Origin of the sequence: Variovorax sp. CCNWLW225, from assembly GCF_037204045.1 — a bacterium.
Taxonomy (GTDB): domain Bacteria; phylum Pseudomonadota; class Gammaproteobacteria; order Burkholderiales; family Burkholderiaceae_C; genus Variovorax.
Genome location: NZ_JBBCBV010000018.1, coordinates 14891 through 30824, shown reverse-complemented (window position 1 = coordinate 30824; position 15934 = coordinate 14891). Strand labels below are relative to the sequence as shown.

The 15934-nt window shown below is 65.9% G+C and carries 13 protein-coding genes; 3 read left to right on the top strand and 10 right to left on the bottom strand.

All coding sequences use genetic code 11. The features are described 5' to 3' along the window. Positions 1–10: 10 nt before the first annotated feature. From V9L20_RS22490 to def, 5 genes are read right to left on the bottom strand one after another with little or no spacing between them, the layout of a single operon-like run. Positions 11–349, bottom strand: a complete 339-nt coding sequence (locus V9L20_RS22490) for an AzlD domain-containing protein (RefSeq protein WP_337298298.1) — start codon at positions 347–349, stop codon at positions 11–13. Further along, positions 346–1086, bottom strand: coding sequence for an AzlC family ABC transporter permease (locus V9L20_RS22485; protein ID WP_258502921.1), 741 nt, complete (start codon positions 1084–1086; stop codon positions 346–348). Before V9L20_RS22485 ends, V9L20_RS22490 begins: the two co-directional genes overlap by 4 nt. Beyond that, positions 1086–2039, bottom strand: a complete 954-nt coding sequence (gene fmt, locus V9L20_RS22480; protein ID WP_337298297.1) for a methionyl-tRNA formyltransferase — start codon at positions 2037–2039, stop codon at positions 1086–1088. Before fmt ends, V9L20_RS22485 begins: the two co-directional genes overlap by 1 nt. Continuing rightward, entirely contained in the window at positions 2036–2530 is a 495-nt protein-coding gene (locus tag V9L20_RS22475) for a hypothetical protein (RefSeq protein WP_337298296.1), read from the bottom strand. The genes fmt and V9L20_RS22475 overlap by 4 nt, the downstream gene beginning before the upstream one ends. A gap of 2 nt (positions 2531–2532) precedes the next feature. Next, a complete protein-coding gene (gene def / locus V9L20_RS22470) occupies positions 2533–3054 on the bottom strand; it encodes a peptide deformylase (protein ID WP_258502924.1) in 522 nt (173 codons plus the stop codon). 161 nt (positions 3055–3215) lie between these two features. Between def and V9L20_RS22465 the strand changes: the two genes are divergently transcribed. The 3 genes from V9L20_RS22465 to V9L20_RS22455 all read left to right on the top strand — a co-directional run bounded on the left by V9L20_RS22465 (position 3216) and on the right by V9L20_RS22455 (position 6205). Further along, the gene (locus V9L20_RS22465) at positions 3216–4430 is read left to right on the top strand and encodes a LysM peptidoglycan-binding domain-containing protein (RefSeq protein ID WP_258502925.1); all 1215 of its coding nucleotides are present in this window, start codon (positions 3216–3218) and stop codon (positions 4428–4430) included. A gap of 30 nt (positions 4431–4460) precedes the next feature. Further along, positions 4461–5606 (top strand): DNA-processing protein DprA, encoded by a 1146-nt coding sequence (gene dprA / locus V9L20_RS22460; protein ID WP_337298295.1) that lies wholly within the window; start codon positions 4461–4463, stop codon positions 5604–5606. 80 nt (positions 5607–5686) lie between these two features. Beyond that, a complete protein-coding gene (locus V9L20_RS22455; protein WP_337298294.1) occupies positions 5687–6205 on the top strand; it encodes a DUF494 family protein in 519 nt (172 codons plus the stop codon). 4 nt (positions 6206–6209) lie between these two features. Here V9L20_RS22455 and V9L20_RS22450 read toward each other — a convergent pair whose 3' ends face one another. The 5 genes from V9L20_RS22450 to V9L20_RS22430 all read right to left on the bottom strand — a co-directional run bounded on the left by V9L20_RS22450 (position 6210) and on the right by V9L20_RS22430 (position 15894). Continuing rightward, entirely contained in the window at positions 6210–8612 is a 2403-nt protein-coding gene (locus V9L20_RS22450; RefSeq protein WP_337298293.1) for a DUF1631 family protein, read from the bottom strand. A 137-nt stretch (positions 8613–8749) separates the two neighbouring features. Then, complete coding sequence (gene secF / locus V9L20_RS22445; protein WP_337298292.1) at positions 8750–9709, bottom strand: protein translocase subunit SecF; 960 nt, start codon at positions 9707–9709, stop codon at positions 8750–8752. An 18-nt stretch (positions 9710–9727) separates the two neighbouring features. After that, the gene (gene secD / locus V9L20_RS22440; protein WP_258502932.1) at positions 9728–11611 is read right to left on the bottom strand and encodes a protein translocase subunit SecD; all 1884 of its coding nucleotides are present in this window, start codon (positions 11609–11611) and stop codon (positions 9728–9730) included. Positions 11612–11695: 84 nt separating this feature from the next. Beyond that, on the bottom strand, positions 11696–12028 hold the full coding sequence (gene yajC / locus V9L20_RS22435) for a preprotein translocase subunit YajC (RefSeq protein ID WP_126748582.1): 333 nt from the start codon (positions 12026–12028) through the stop codon (positions 11696–11698). A 257-nt stretch (positions 12029–12285) separates the two neighbouring features. Continuing rightward, positions 12286–15894 carry an indolepyruvate ferredoxin oxidoreductase family protein gene (locus tag V9L20_RS22430; RefSeq protein WP_337298291.1) on the bottom strand — a complete coding sequence of 1203 codons (3609 nt, stop codon included), beginning with the start codon at positions 15892–15894 and terminating at the stop codon, positions 12286–12288. Positions 15895–15934: the final 40 nt, after the last annotated feature.

Here is a 15934-nt window from a genome sequence, read left to right as displayed (position 1 = left end):
GGACCGACTGCTACCAGCCGAGCCACAGGTGCAAGGGCAGGTACACCGCCATGCCCGCCAGCATCGTGCCGAGCACGCCGCGCCGCCAGTAGTAATAAGCGGCGCCAACCACCGTGGCGTACAGGCGTGCATCGTGCAGCGTGGTGATCAGGTGGCCCTGGGTCATCACGATCTCCGGCGCGATCACACCTGCCAATGCCGCGGCCGGCGCGTAGTGCAGCGCGCGGTGCGCCCAGTCGGGCAAGCCCCAGGGGCGGTCGAGAATGAAGAAGAAGCACCGCGTGAGCACGGTGACCCCGGCCAGTCCGACGATGATTGCGAGCGTCCAGAAATCGGTGGTGCCGCTCATTTGTTGTCTTCCGCATCCGGGTCGAGCCCGAGCTGCTTCTCGAGCCAGAAGCACAGCAGCACCGCCGTGCCGATGGCCACCACGATGTTGAGCTTGAGCGGCAGCGCATAGGCCGCCACCGCGGTAACGCTGGCAATCAGCGCGGCCAGCATGCGCAGCGGCGTGGTCGCCATCGAGCAGACGATGGCCACCAGGCTCAGCACGCCCGCAAAACCGAGGCCCCAGTTCTGCGGAATGAAGTTGGCCAGCGCAATGCCCAGAAGGCTCATGCCCATCCACGAGCACCAGGTCACGAAGTAGTTGCCGGTGAGATAGGCCTCCTGCGCCTTCTGCTCGTCGGGCCCGACCGGCGGCGACGTATACCGCCGGGTGAAGAGCGCATAGCTCAGGTCGGCGGTGAGATAGCCGTGTGTCATGCGGCGCCAGCGCGGCATGTGCATGAGGTATGGCCGAAGGTGCAGGCTGAAGACCACGAAGCGCAGGTTGACGCAAAAGCCGGTGGCCAATATCACCCAGGCCGGCGCGCCTGCGAACAGCAGCGGAATGGCGGCGAGCTGCGAACTGCCGGCGTAGACCAGCAGCGTCATTGCCACGGATTCCAGCACGCTCATGTTCGACTTGACCATGGCAACGCCGGTCATGAGGCCCCAGGCGCCGATGCCCAGAGCGGCCGAGGACATGTCGCGGATGCCGGCGCGGAATTCTGGGCGGCGGCGGATGGCTGCGGACAGGAACATCAGCCGAACACCTGCCCGGGCTTCAGGTCGAAGCCGCGCAGGAAATCGGCCACGGCCAGGCGCTTGCCGCCGGGACGCTGGAGTTCGGTGACCATCACGATCGAGCCGGCCGCGGCCACCGCAACGCCCGCGTCGGTAACAGCGAGGATGGTGCCGGGTGCGGCCGATTGTTCGGCGGGCGCGGCGTAGGCGGCCCAGAGCTTGATGGTTTCTCCATCGAGCACGCTGTTGGCACCGGGAAAAGGATCGAACGCGCGAATGCGCCGCACGATGGCGTCGGCAGGCTGGTTCCAGTCGACCTGCGCTTCGTGCTTTTCGACCTTGTTGGCGTAGGTCACGCCTTCGGCAGGCTGCGGGGTGCGCGCCAGGTTGCCGATACGGGCCAGCGCCTCGACGATCATGCGGCCGCCGAGTTCGGCCAGCCGGTCGTGCAGGCGGGCGGTGCTGTCGTTGCCGATATCCACCGACTCGCGCAGCAGCATGTCGCCCGTGTCCAGGCCGGCGTCCATCTGCATGATGGTGATGCCGGTTTGCGTGTCGCCGGCTTCAATGGCGCGGTGGATCGGCGCCGCACCGCGCCAGCGCGGCAGCAGGCTGGCATGGATGTTGAGGCAGCCGAACTTCGGCAGGTCGAGCACCCATTGCGGCAGGATGAGCCCATAGGCCGCAACCGCCATCACATCGGGATTTGCCGCCAGAAGGGCCTCGCGCGCGGCCGAAGCGTCTTCGGGGTACTTGCCGTCGAGCCGCAGGCTGCGCGGCTGCGCCACGGGCCAGTGGTTGGCCACGGCATATTGCTTGACGGGAGAGGCCTGCAGCTTCATGCCGCGCCCGGCGGGTCGGTCGGGCTGGCTCAGCACCAGCACCACTTCATGTCCGGCCGCGGCAATGGCCTCGAGCGCGACGCGCGCAAACTCGGGCGTGCCCGCAAAAACGACCTTGAGCGGGTTCAATCCCGGATCCGATCGAGTTCGAGGTCATCCCCCGTGTGATAGCGGCGAACCACGCCGGTGGGGTCGATATAGATATAGAGCATGCGGCGCTCGTTCACGGCCTTGTAGCGCCAGGTCCAGACGGTGCCGTCGAAAGAACTGACGCGGCTGATTTCATAGGGCCGGCCATAGAAGGCGACCACGTCGTTCTGGCGCCATCGGTCAACCTTGATGTCGTGGCCGAAGCGCGCCTCGTTGAGCACCTGCGTCACGGAAATCACCTTGCCGGAGGCATCGACGTCGATGTCGATCACCTCGTAGCCGGCCGGCATCCGCGAATACTGCAGGCGCTCGCCGCCGCCGGTGAGCGGGTAGCGGCCCGTCGGAGGCCCCAGGCGCTGCAGGGTTTCGGCCGCCGTGGTGCCCGGCACGATGCGCGTCGGTTCGCTGGCGCAGCCGGCCAGCAGCAGCCCGGCGGCGACGATAAAAGCACTCGGCCAGGCAAGGCGCATCCTCAGGCCCTGCCTTCCCTGGCCTCTTCGCGCTGCTGCTTGAGCAGCTTGCTCTTGATACGGTTGCGCTTGAGCGGCGACAGGTATTCGACGAACACCTTGCCCAGCAGGTGGTCGAGCTCATGCTGGATGCACACGGCGAGCAGGCCTTCGGCCTCGATGGTGCGCAGCTCGCCGTTTTCGTCCAGCGCCTGCACCTTGACCGACGTGGAGCGCATCACGCCGTCGTAGATGCCGGGCACCGAGAGGCAACCCTCTTCGTTCAGCACCTTTTCGTCGCTTGCCCAGATAATTTCGGGGTTGATGAGCACCAGCGGCTCGTTGCGCTCTTCGGAAACGTCGATGACGACCAGGCGCTCGTGCACGTCGACCTGGGTGGCGGCCAGCCCGATGCCGTTGGCGTCGTACATGGTCTCCAGCATGTCGGCAACCAGGGCCTTGATGCGTGCATCGACGCCCTGTACCGGCTTGGCAACCGTGTGCAGTCGCTTGTCCGGGTAACTCAGAATGATTCGTTTGGCCATGAAAAACGGGAAAAGTTGTGGCTATTTTCGCCAATTCCGCGACGCGATGAGCTCGGATCGCCTGAAAACGTTGCCCTTTAAAGGGCTTCGGGCGCAGAATTCGTAGCAAATTGTGAGATTCGTATGCGCGCCGATACTTTGATGCGCTCACCCATCCAGACATGAAAAAGCTCCGAACCCCTGTCCGCCAGCGCACGCATCTTTTCGCCACGTTGGCAGCCCTTGCGGTAATCAGCGGTGGCACGACGGCCTGGGCTCAGAACTACCCCGTCACTCCGCAGCAACGCGCCACGGCACAGCAAACCGCCCAGAACGGCGTTCCGCTGAGCGAACTGGCGGCCAGCGCACCTGACGAATACACGGTCAAGCCCGGCGATACGCTCTGGGCCATTTCGCGCCTCTACCTGTTGCGCCCCTGGCGCTGGCCGGAACTGTGGGGCATGAACATCAACGAGATCGCGAACCCGCACCGCATCTACCCGGGCCAGGTTCTCTACCTGGACAAGACGGGCGGCCGCGCGCGCCTCACCATGCGCCGCGGCTCGGGCGGCAGCGCAGACGGCGGCACCATCAAGCTGTCGCCGCGCACGCGCTTCGATTCGCTGGCCGGCATGGCGCTGCCCACGCTCAACCCGAGCATCATCGAGCCGTTCCTGAGCGAGCCGATCGTGGTGGACGCCGACACGCTGCAAAGCGCGCCGCGCATCGTGGCCGGCAACGACAGCCGGGTGCTGCTGTCGCGCGGCGACCGTGCCTATGCGCGCGGCAATGCCGATACGCCGTTGCTCGAAACGCCGGGCCCGCTGAAGAACTTCCGTGTGTTCCGCAGCGCCACGCCGCTCAAGGACCCGGGAACCGGTGAAATCCTCGGCTACGAGGCGCAGTACCTGGGCAAGGCCCAGCTCCAGCGCGGCGAATCGACCACGGTCGAGACCCAGAAGGACAAGGACGTCATCACGGTGGTGCCGGCCAGCATCGACATCATCGCGGCACGCGAGGAAATCCGCGCCGGCGACCGCCTGCTGCCCGAGCCGCCGCGCCAGCTGCTGAGTTACGCGCCGCGCGCGCCCTCCACGCAGGTCGAAGGCCGCATCATCTCGGTCTACGGCAATGCGGTTCAGTTTGCGGCGCAGAACCAGGTGGTGGCCATCAACAAGGGCACGCGCGACGGCGTCGACAGCGGCCACGTGCTGGCCATCCTGAAGAACGGCGAAACCATTCTCGACCGCACTGGCGAACGCAAGGAAACGATCAAGCTTCCGAACGAACGCATCGGCCTGCTGATGGTGTTCCGCCCGTTCGAAAAGGTGTCGTACGCGCTGGTGCTCGAAATCACCGACACCCCGCGCGCCGGCGACTTCCTCGTCAATCCCTGACGCCTTCACGCTTTCCATTTTTCGCTTCGTTTGGAACGCGCAGAACTCGCAGGCTGGTTGCGGCTTTCACTGACGCCGGGCATCGGCGACGGCGCCGCACGCAAGCTTCTTGCGGCCTTCGGGCTGCCTGAGGGCATTTTTGCGCAGCCCGCCGCGGCGCTCCGGCAGGTGGTGTCCCAGGCGCAGGCCGACGCCTTGCAGCAGCCGCCCAACGGCCTTCAGGCGCAAATCGACTTGACCTGGCAGTGGCTGCAATCCGGCCCGGATGACGGCACCGCCCGCCGTATCGTGACGCTGGGCGATGCGGGCTATCCGGCGTCGCTGCTCGAAATGGTCGACCCGCCGCTGATGCTCTATGTGCTGGGCGCAGCGGACTTCGACCTGACACAGCTCACCAACAGCATTGCGGTAGTGGGCAGCCGCAACCCCACGCCGCAAGGTGCCGCGAATGCGCGCGCCTTTGCACGGGCGCTGGGCGACGCGGGCTTGCCGGTGATTTCGGGGCTGGCGCTCGGCGTGGACGGCGCCGCGCACCAGGGCGCGCTTGACGCGGCCGGCGATGCGTCCCGGCTCGCGACCGTGGCCATCGTGGGGACCGGCCTCGACCGCGTCTACCCGGCCCGGCACCGCGACCTGGCGCACCGCATCACGCAGCACGGACTGATCGTGAGCGAGCTGCCGCTCGGCACGCCTCCACTCACGCAGAACTTCCCGAAGCGCAACCGCCTCATTGCCGGCCTGGCACGCGGCACGCTGGTGGTGGAGGCCGCGCTCCAGTCGGGTTCGCTGATCACGGCTCGCCTGACCTCGGAACAGGGCAAGGAAGTGTTCGCCATTCCGGGCTCGATCCATTCGCCGCAATCGCGCGGCTGCCACGCGCTGATCCGCCAGGGTGCAAAGCTGGTCGAGTCCGTCAACGACATCATCGAAGAACTGCCCGACCTGCGCGCAGCCAGCGCGAATGCGGGTCTTTTCGGCGATGCGGGCGCCTCCTCTTCAGCCGCTGAAAATCCGCTGCTCGAGGCCTTGGGCTTCGATCCGGTGAACCTCGACGCCCTGAGCGCACGCACCGGCTGGAGCGCAGCCGCGCTGCAGGCCAAGATGCTCGAGCTCGAACTCGACGGCCATGTGGCGCGCCTGCCCGGCGGGCTGTTCCAGAGAACGGCGGCGGCTTAGTATTTTTCTCCCCCCAAAAAGGAGGGAAGAAGTGACATGAAGCCCGGGAGCTCGCAACAAGCTTCGGCTATATTGGGCTCATGTTCGAAGTGCTTGTTTTTGTCTACGAAAACTATTGGCGCGGCGATGCCTGCCCCGAACCTGGACAACTGGGCCGCAAGCTCAGTGCCCACGGCTTCGAGGCAGAAGAGATCCGCGATGCACTGCACTGGCTCGACGGCCTGAGCCTTGCAACCCAAGGCATGCAACTCGAGCGAAGCGCCGATGACGACGCCATTGCCACCGTCACGCTGCGGGGCGCCCCCGAAGCCGCGCTGCCCCAGTCGAGCGATGCCATGCGGGTGTATTCCCAGGCCGAGCAGGAGCACCTGGGCGCCGACTGCCTTGGCTTCATCCGTTTTCTCGAGTCGTCGAACGTGCTGTCTTGCGGTTTGCGCGAAATCGTCATCGAACGCGCCATGGCCGCACCGGGCGACCCGGTTGCGCTCGACGAACTCAAGATCATCGTGCTGATGGTGCACTGGAGCACCGGCATCGAGCCCGACGCGCTGGTGCTCGACGAACTCTGCGAAAGCCGCGAGGGCCGCATCGCGCACTAGCCGGCTAGTTCAGCAGGCGCTCCGGGTTGGCGTCGAGCTTGGCGAGCGCCTCGCGCGTGGCGCGCACCGTGAGTGTTTCTTCCTCGGCCGGTACCAACAGGCCGGCTTGCAGGTAGTTGGCCAGCCGGCCGACCTGGATGAGAAAGCTGCGGCCGTCGGCCGAAGCGAACAGGTGCAGCTGCTTGCGGTCGCTGCGCCAGACGAATTGAACCTGGCTCACGCGGTCGTTGTGGTCGAGCATGAACCAGTTGCCCACCTGGAGTTCGTGCGCCCACTCCAGCATGTCTTCGGCCACAACGGCGCCGGAGGTATCGGGCACCACCTCGATCGAGGCCGCATCCACGCCGAGCAGCAGCTCGATGCTGTTCGCGTCGAGCGGCAGGTTGGAGGCGCCGCCTTCGTCGCTCACAAAGTCTTCCAGGTGCGCCAGGCGCTCGGCCATGGCCTCGATCTTGGCTGCGGGAATGGCCTCGGTCTTCGACAGGAAGGCATCGGACAAGGTCGCGCCGATGGTCTTGATGTGGGCTTCCTGGGGCTCGTCGATGATGCCCAGCAGGTTCATGCCCAGGCGCAGTCGCTGAAGCAGCTGCGGCAGGTCCTGGATCACGCGGGCGCGGTCGGCGCGGTTGGGCTTGGCGCTCGCGGCCCACACCAGCTCGGAGGCGACGCGCTTGAGCATGACGGTCTGCTCGCCCTGGGCGCCGTAGCGCAGTGCGGCAATGGCCAACACCTCGGCCCAGACCTTGAAGAGAAACTCGCGGATCTCGTCGCGCACCGGCATGTCGTTGAGCATCTTGCGCAGCTCGATGGTGTACTGGATCGCCATCGTTTCCTTCTGCTCGACCTGCTGCGCCACGCTCATGACACGCTGGGTGGTGTCGCTTTGCGTGAGATAGCGCCCGAGGAACGCGACGAACTCGTCGAACACCAGCTTGAAAACGCGCTGCCCGGTCTCGGGGTATTGCTCGATCACCTGCACCACGCGGCGAATTTCGCCTTCGAGCGCACTGCCCGAAATGGCCGCGGCATCGAAGCCCATCACGCAAGAGCCCATGCGGTCGATCAGCATGCGCGCCGGATGCTGCAGGGTGCCGAAGAACTCGGGCTCGGCAATGGCCACGCGCAGCACGGGCATCTGCAGTCGCGCAAACCACACGCGGGCCGAGAAAGGAATGCGCTCCTCCGCGAGGATGGCCTGGAACATGAGCGCCACGATCTCGACGGTGGCCTTGTCGGCCGTAGTGGGCGCGCGCTTCTTGATCTCGGCGCTGCGCCGACGCAGATCGACCGACGCCTGCTGGAGCATGGTGGCCTGGTCGCCGGGGCTGTTCTGCATGTACTGCGTGGCGGCCATCCTGTAGGCGGCTTCGGCATCGGCGATCACGGCTGCAAAGGTATTGGAAACGGCCCGCGAAGTGCCGCCGCCACCCCCGCCGGCGCCGCCCGCGGGCGCGCTGCCGTCCGTTCCGGCGACCGACTGCGGCGACGAAGACATGGTGGACTGCATGTCTGCCGCACCGATGCGGGCGGCGACAAAGCGCTTGAGGCTGAGCAACGCCGTCTGCGCGCGCTGGCGGGCAAGCAGCAGCGGCGAGCCGCCAGTCGTTGCGAGCGGCACCGACGGCGCAAAGCCCCGCGCTTGCGGCGACGCTTCCGACGAGCCATGGCGCGGTGCGGCACCCGGAGCCTGGCTGGCACCGCCGCCGGCATATGGCGACCCGGGCACCGTCGCCGGTCCGCTGGAGCCGCCGGAACCGCCGGTTCGGCGCACGAAATTCTTGAGATCGATCTCCTCCATCACGCCCTTGGAGACCAGGAACGCGTTGGCGTCTTCGTAGGCCTTGACGACCGCGCCGACCAGGAGTTGCTGCACGGTGTCCTGCACGCGGGCCCAGAGCGCGCGGCTCAAGCCGGCCGCCAGCCACTGGTCCACCAGCAGCTTGGACAGCGCTTCGGGCCTGAGCACGTCATGGGCGTCCAGCTCGGTGGTGCCTTCGAGGTGCTGGATGCGCAGCCGCAGGTCGCTGAGTTCGAAGCTCGCTTTTTCCTGGATCGCCTGCGCGAGGCGGGACGACAGGATGTTGCTTTCCATCACGTCGTCGCCGATCAGTTCGAGCCGCAGCCCGCCTGTGGACGATGCGCCGGCCGCCGCACCCGGCGTGTTCACCGACTTGCGCCAGCTGGTCTGGGCCAGCGAAACCCATTGCGTGGCCTGCCCCTGGAATGCCACGAAATCGTCACGGCTTTCCTGCATGGCGCGCGCGCTGCCGACTTCCGAGGCCTGCCTGGTCAGGCGGTCCCGGATGGCCTGCGCCAGGGGAACGATGACGCTCCCGGTCGCCAGCACGAAACGCTCACGCGTCTCGCGTGCGAGCTGCAAGGAAGAGGCGGACCGCGCAATACTCATTGAAAGATCGGGAAGGCCGGTGAAGCTCTATTCGGCAACAGCCGAGAGCTTGCATCGGGAAAAGCAACTGCACAAGTGTGCATCAGCTTCCTTGCAGTTGCTGACTTCCCGCGGCACTTTCGTTCGATCCGGTGCCGTCAGACCACGGCGCCGGCGTTCGGGTCGTCCTCGGAATCGCCGTCGCGCTTGACCGGGGTGCCCCTGATCAGGTCTTCGCGCTTGATGCCGAGCCACATGGCGATGGCCGCCGCCACGAAGCACGACGAGTAGATGCCGAAGCAGATGCCGATGGTCAGTGCCAGGGCAAAGTAGTGCAGCGTCGGGCCGCCGAAGAAGAACATCGAGAGCACCACCAGCTGCGTCGAGCCGTGCGTGATGATGGTCCGGCTGATGGTCGAGGTGATCGCGTTGTCGATGATCCCCACCGTGCTCATCTTGCGGTAGCGGCGGAAATTCTCACGCACCCGGTCGAAGATCACGACCGACTCGTTCACCGAATACCCCAGCACCGCGAGCACCGCCGCCAGCACCGCAAGCGAGAACTCCCACTGGAAGAAGGCGAAGAATCCCAGGATGATGACCACGTCGTGCAGGTTGGCCAGCACGGTGGCCACCGCGAACTTCCATTCGAAGCGCACCGCCAAGTAGATCATGATGCCGATCACCACCATGCCGAGCGCTTTCAGCCCGTTGGTGGTGAGCTCGTCGCCTACCTGCGGCCCGACGACTTCCAAGCCCCGCTGCGTGGCCGAGGGGTCGACCGACTTGAGCGCCTGCATGACCTGCGCGCTTTGCTGGTCGGAGCTCATGCCCTTTTGCGCCGGCAGGCGGATCTGCACGTCGCGCGACGTGCCATAGCTCTGCACTTGCACGTCCGGATAGCCGAGCTTGCTGACGGCCTCGCGCACCTTGCCGATGTCGGCGGACTGCTGGTAGGCCACCTCCATCACGGTGCCGCCCGTGAACTCCACCGACAGGTGCAGCCCGCGGTGCAGCAGGAAGAACACTGCCAGCGCGAAGGTGGCAAAGGAAATGATGTTCAGCACCAGTGCATGGCGCATGAACGGGATGGTCTTGTGGATGCGGAAGAATTCCATGGCGCTTGTCCTTGACCTTTACTTGCCGTCAGCCACGGCGGTGCCGTCGGTCTTGGGCCGCCACACGGTGCCGATCGACACCGACTTGAGCTTTTTCTTGTTGCCGTACCAGAAGTTCACGAGACCGCGCGAGAAGAACACGGCGGAGAACATCGAGGTGACGATGCCGATGCAGTGCACCACCGCAAAGCCGCGGACAGGGCCCGAGCCGAAGGCCAGCAACGCAATGCCGGCGATCAGCGTGGTCACGTTGGAGTCCAGAATCGTGCCCCAGGCGCGGTCGTAGCCGGCATGGATGGCGGCCTGCGCCGAGGCGCCGTTGCGCAGCTCTTCGCGCACGCGCTCGTTGATCAGCACGTTGGAGTCGATCGCCACACCGATGGCCAGCGCCATGGCCGCAATGCCGGGCAGCGTGAGCGTGGCTTGCAGCATCGAGAGAATGGCCACCAGCAGCATCAGGTTGACGGCCAGCGCAATCGACGAGAACAGGCCGAACAGCGCGTAGTAGGCGCACATGAACACCATGATGGCCAGGAAGCCATACATCACGCTCTTGAAGCCCTTTTCGATGTTGTCGGCGCCCAGGCTTGGGCCGATGGTCCGTTCCTGGATGATTTCCATCGGCGCGGCCAACGAGCCAGCGCGCAGCAGCAGCGCGAGGTCGGCCGCTTCGGCCACCGTCATCGAGCCCGAAATCTGGAAGCGGTTGCCGAGCTCGCCGTTGATCGACGGGGCCGTGAGCACTTCGCCCTTGCCCTTTTCGAAGATCAGCATGGCCATGCGCTTCTTGTAGTTCTCGCGGCTCACGTCGCGCATGATCCGCCCGCCCTTGGCGTCCATGGTCAGGTCGACCTTCGGTTGGTTGCTCTGCTGGTCGAAGCCGGGCTGCGCGTCGGTGAGGCTTTCGCCGGTGACGAGCACCTGCTTCTTCACGATCACCGGGCGGCCGTTGCGCTCGAAGAATTTCTCGGAGCCGAAGGGCACCGGTCCGCCGCTCAGCTCGGCCGCGCGGCCCTCGGCGCTTTCGTCGACCAGGCGCATTTCGAGCGTAGCGGTGCGGCCCAGGATGTCCTTGGCCTTGGCCGTGTCCTGCACGCCGGGCAACTGCACCACGATGCGGTCCAGGCCCTGCTGCTGGATCACCGGCTCGGCCACGCCGAGTTCGTTGATCCGGTTGTGCAGCGTGGTGATGTTCTGCTTGAGCGCCGCGTCCTGGAGCCGGCGCGCGGCCTCGGGCTTGATGGTGGCGGTGAGGCGCCAGTTCGCGCCGTCTTGCGCTTCGGTGGTCGCGAGATCGGGGAACTGGTCCTGGATGAGCTGCTTGGCCGTTTGCAGCGCCGCCGCGTCGCGGAACGAGACCTCGATGGTCTGGCCGTTGCGGTTCACCGAGGTGCCGCGAATGCCCTTGTCGCGGAAGGTGGTGCGCAGGTCACCCGCGAACGACTCGGCCTTCTTGTCGATGGCGCCCTTCATGTCGACCTGCAGCAAGAAGTCGACGCCGCCGCGCAAGTCGAGGCCCAGGTACATCGGGAACGCGTGCAGCGACGTGAGCCACGCCGGGGAACGCGAAACCAGGTTCAGCGCCACCACGTAGGGCGGGTCGGACGCATCGGGCACCAGCGTGCGCTGCAGAACGTCGCGCGCCTTCAGCTGCTCGTCGGGCGTGGCGAAGCGCGCGCGCAGCGAGCCGCCTTCGAGCGTGAGCAGGTCGGGCGTGAGCCCGGCTGTTTTCAGCGCCTCCTCGACCCGGCCCTGAGTAGCGGCGTCGACCTTGACGGTCGACTTGGCCGCGGACACCTGCACGGCAGGCGCCTCGCCGAAGAAATTGGGCAGGGAATAGATCAACCCCACAAGCAGCACGATCACGATGATCGCGTACTTCCAGACCGGATAACGGTTCATGAGAGAGCGCTTTTCAGAAACGAAACACGGCGTGACTTGAGGCCTTGCTCCACAAAGCGCAAGGCCGGGCCACGCATTTATTGCTTACTTGACGGCGCCCTTGGGCAAGACCTGGACCACAGCGCTGCGCTGGATCTTGATCTCCACGCCATTGGCGATCTCGAGGCCGAGGTACTGGTCGCCGAGCGAAGTGATCTTGCCGAGCACGCCGCCGGCCGTGGCCACCTCGTCACCCTTGGCGAGCGCCTCGATCATGGCGCGGGCTTCTTTCTGGCGCTTCATTTGCGGGCGGATCATCACGAAATACAGCACCACGAACATCAGCACCAGGGGCAGCATGCTCCCGAGCGAAGACAACATGTCGCCACCGCCGGAAGCAGCGGGCGCGGTTTGGGCGAAAGCAGAGGAAATGAACAAGAGAGTCTCCAGCAGAGAGAAGAGGAATGTCAGAAGCGCGGAACGGGCCCGCGGTTCCGCGGCCCCGTGGAAAAGGCCGCGAGTCAGAGCGTGAAGCGGCATCGGCCGCGCACAGCAGCGGGCATTGTATTCGTGGCAATGCCCCGCTCCGCGCGCTTATCCGGCGCGCCGGGCAGGGCTTTCCAGGGCTTGGGGCGCGCGTCTGGCGCTATCTTTTCGGGAGCACAGTACAGCCGGAGGCCGGCTGCTCCCAAGAATCAGGCCGCTACGCGCTGCGCCGTCTGCGGGTTGCGCCACTTGGCGAGCAGTTCGCTCCAGCGGGTGCGCGCGGCAGCCAGGTTGCGCTCCTTCACATGGCCGTAGCCGCGAATCTGCTCGGGCAGGCTGGCAATCTCCAATGCCAGGGCGTGGTTCTCGGCGTGCAGGCCGGCAATCACCTCTTCGATGCTCGCGCGGTATTCACCAATGAGCGCGCGCTCGGTCTTGCGCTCTTCGGTGCGCCCGAAGATGTCCAGGGCCGTGCCGCGCAGGCCCTTGAGCCGGGCCAGTAGCCTGAAGCCGGAGAGCATCCACGGGCCGAATTGCTGCTTCTGCAGCTCGCCCTTGGTGTTCTTCTTGGCGATGATGGGCGGCGCAAGGTGGTAGTTGAGCTTGAAGTCCTTGCCCATCTCGCCCTCGAACATGCCTTCCACCCGGTCCAGGAAGCTGCGGTCGGTGTGCAGGCGCGCCACTTCGTATTCGTCCTTGTACGCCATCAGCTTGAACAGGTAGCGGGCGACCGTTTCGGTCAGCGCGGTCTTGCCCAGTGCCGATTCGGCCTGCTGCACCTTGACCACGAACTGACGGTATTCGTCGGCATAGGCCGCGTTCTGGTAGCCCGTGAGAAATTCAACCCGGCGCGCCACCAGGCTTTCGACGGTTTCACGCTTCTTGAACTCGATGACCTGGCCGGGGCGCACGCGCTTTTGCAGCGCGCCCGGGTTGGCGGCCGCCTGGCGGCCCCAAGCGAAGGCGGTCTTGTTGTTCTCGACCGCCACGGCGTTGAGTTCGATGGCGCGCAACAGCGACTCGAGTGCCAGCGGGATCCAGCCCTTTTGCCAGGCAAAGCCCAGCAGCATCGGGTTGGCGTAAAGGCTGTCGCCCATGAGCGTGGTGGCGGCCGCGTCCGCATCGAAGGTGCCGAGCGCATCGGTGCCCACGACGCGTGCGATCTGGTTCGCGCAGTCGTCTTGCGGATTGACCCAGTTGGCGTTGCGCACAAAGGCGGCCGTGGGCGTGCTATGCGTGTTGAGCGCCACGTGCGTGCGCCCTTCGCGCATGCGCGCCAGGGTTTCGGCGTTTACCGCCACCAGCGGGTCGGCCGCCAAAATCAGGTCGGCCGCAGCGGTGCCGACGCGCGTGGTGCGAATCGCGTCCTGCGATTCGCCGATGAGCGCATGGCTCCACGTGGCGCCGCCCTTTTGTGCAAGGCCCGCCGCATCTTGCGTGACGATGCCCTTGCCCTCAATGTGCGCCGCCATGCCCAGCAGCTGGCCAATGGTGATGACGCCCGTGCCGCCCACACCGGCCACCACGATGCCCCACACCTGGTCACGCGCCAGCACCGGCACGGCCGGGTCGGGCAGCGCGCCGAGTTCGAGCGGCGTATCGGCCTTGTTCTTCGCCTTCTTCTTGAGCTGCCCGCCTTCGACGGTGACGAAGCTCGGGCAGAAGCCCTTGAGGCAGCTCATGTCCTTGTTGCAGCTGCTCTGGTTGATGGTGCGCTTGCGGCCGAATTCGGTTTCGAGCGGCTCCACCGACAGGCAGTTGCTCTTCACGCTGCAGTCGCCGCAGCCTTCGCAGACCAGGTCGTTGATGACCACGCGCTTGGCCGGATCGACGGCCGTGCCCCGCTTGCGGCGGCGGCGCTTTTCCGTGGCGCAGGTCTGGTCGTAGATGATGGCAGTGGTGCCGGCAATCGCGCGGAACTCGCGCTGGATGTCGTCCAGCAGGTCGCGGTGCTTCACCTCGACGTGGTCGCCGGGGATGTTCACGCCCTCGTACTTCTCGGGCTCGTCGGTCACGATGACGACCTTCTTCGCGCCTTCGGCATGCAGGCTTTCGGCAATCTGCAGCACCGAGTGGCCCTCGGGCCGCTCGCCGACCTGCTGGCCGCCGGTCATGGCCACGGCGTCGTTGTAGAGGATCTTGTAGGTGATGTTCACACCGGCCGCAATGCTCTGGCGGATGGCGAGCAGGCCGCTGTGGAAGTACGTGCCGTCGCCCAGGTTCGCGAAGATGTGCTGGTCGGTGGTGAAAGGCTGCTGGCCCACCCACGGCACGCCCTCGCCGCCCATCTGCGTAAAGCCGATGGTGGAGCGGTCCATCCAGGTGGCCATGAAGTGGCAGCCGATGCCGCCCATGGCGCGCGAGCCTTCGGGCACCACGGTGCTGGTGTTGTGCGGGCAGCCCGAGCAGAACCAGGGCTGGCGGTCGGCGCCTTGCACGCCGCCCACCTTGAGCACTTCCATCGAGCGCTCCTTGGCTTCGAGGATGGCCATCTGCGCATCGATGCGCGCGCGCATGTCGGCGCCGGCCTGCTCCAGGATGCCCAGCTTGCGGAGGCGCTGGGCAATGGCCTTGGCGATGAGCGCGGGGTTCAGGTCGGCGTTGGCGCGCAGCAGCGTGTTGGCGGTGGGGTTGGGCATGGCCCATTCGCCGCCGGAGAAATCGCCGTCGAGTTCGTTGAACTTGCCGAGCACGTTGGGCCGCACGTCGGCGCGCCAGTTGTAGAGCTCTTCCTTCAGCTGGTATTCGATGACCTGGCGCTTCTCCTCGACCACCAGGATTTCCTGCAGGCCGGTGGCGAAGTCGCGCGTGAGCTGCGCCTCCAGCGGCCACACCACGCCCACCTTGTGCAGCCGAATGCCCAGTTGGCGGCAGGTCGCGTCGTCCAGGCCGAGGTCGATCAGCGCCTGGCGGGTGTCGTTGTAGGCCTTGCCGCTGGCCATGATGCCGAAGCGATCGTTCGGGCCTTCGATCACGTTGTGGTTGAGCCGATTGGCGCGGATGTAGGCCAGCGCGGCGTACCACTTGTAGTGCATGAGCCGCGCTTCCTGCTCGAGCGCGTGGTCGGGCCAGCGAATGTGCAGGCCGCCGGGCGGCATCTGGAAATCGGTGGGAATGACGATCTCGACGCGATCCGGATCGATCATGGCCGTGGCGCTCGACTCGACGATTTCCTGGATCGTCTTCATGCCCGACCAGATGCCCGAGAAGCGGCTCATCGCAAAGGCGTGAATGCCCAGGTCCAATATTTCCTGCACATTGGCCGGAAAGAACACCGGCGTGCCGCAGGCCTTGAAGATGTGGTCGCTCTGGTGCGCGGCCGTGCTGCTCTTGGAAATGTGGTCGTCGCCCGCCACCGCAATCACGCCGCCCCATTCAGTGGTGCCGGCCATGTTGGCGTGCTTGAAGACGTCGGAGCAGCGGTCCACACCCGGGCCCTTGCCGTACCAGATGCCGAAGACGCCGTCGAACTTGTTGGTGCCCGCGGGCGAGAAGCCCAGTTGCTGGGTGCCCCAGAGTGCCGTAGCGGCGAGTTCTTCGTTCACGCCGGGCTGGAAGACGATGTTCTGTTCCTTCAGGAACTTGCTCGCCTTCCATAGCGCCTGGTCATAGCCGCCGAGCGGAGAGCCGCGATAGCCGCTGATGAAGCCCGCGGTGTTCTTGCCAGCCTGCTTGTCGCGCAGCCGCTGCAGCATGGGCAGCTTGACCAGCGCCTGCACCCCGCTCATGAAGGCCCGGCCGTAGTCGAGGCTGTATTTGTCGTCGAGCGTGACGGTTTCCAGCGCCTTGCGGATGTGCTCGGGCAGCGGTGCGTTCATGTTTGTCTGTCTCCGTGTGGCAGGGCCTTGTGGGCCTGGC

What these genes read in the sequence shown, in the direction of transcription:
- V9L20_RS22490 (WP_337298298.1), bottom strand. Translation starts at nt 349, where the DNA reads ATGAGCGGCACCACCGATTTCTGGACGCTCGCAATCATCGTCGGACTG.
- V9L20_RS22485 (WP_258502921.1), bottom strand. Translation starts at nt 1,086, where the DNA reads ATGTTCCTGTCCGCAGCCATCCGCCGCCGCCCAGAATTCCGCGCCGGC.
- V9L20_RS22475 (WP_337298296.1), bottom strand. Translation starts at nt 2,530, where the DNA reads ATGCGCCTTGCCTGGCCGAGTGCTTTTATCGTCGCCGCCGGGCTGCTG.
- def (WP_258502924.1), bottom strand. Translation starts at nt 3,054, where the DNA reads ATGGCCAAACGAATCATTCTGAGTTACCCGGACAAGCGACTGCACACG.
- V9L20_RS22465 (WP_258502925.1), top strand. Translation starts at nt 3,216, where the DNA reads ATGAAAAAGCTCCGAACCCCTGTCCGCCAGCGCACGCATCTTTTCGCC.
- V9L20_RS22455 (WP_337298294.1), top strand. Translation starts at nt 5,687, where the DNA reads ATGTTCGAAGTGCTTGTTTTTGTCTACGAAAACTATTGGCGCGGCGAT.
- V9L20_RS22450 (WP_337298293.1), bottom strand. Translation starts at nt 8,612, where the DNA reads ATGAGTATTGCGCGGTCCGCCTCTTCCTTGCAGCTCGCACGCGAGACG.
- secF (WP_337298292.1), bottom strand. Translation starts at nt 9,709, where the DNA reads ATGGAATTCTTCCGCATCCACAAGACCATCCCGTTCATGCGCCATGCA.
- secD (WP_258502932.1), bottom strand. Translation starts at nt 11,611, where the DNA reads ATGAACCGTTATCCGGTCTGGAAGTACGCGATCATCGTGATCGTGCTG.
- V9L20_RS22430 (WP_337298291.1), bottom strand. Translation starts at nt 15,894, where the DNA reads ATGAACGCACCGCTGCCCGAGCACATCCGCAAGGCGCTGGAAACCGTC.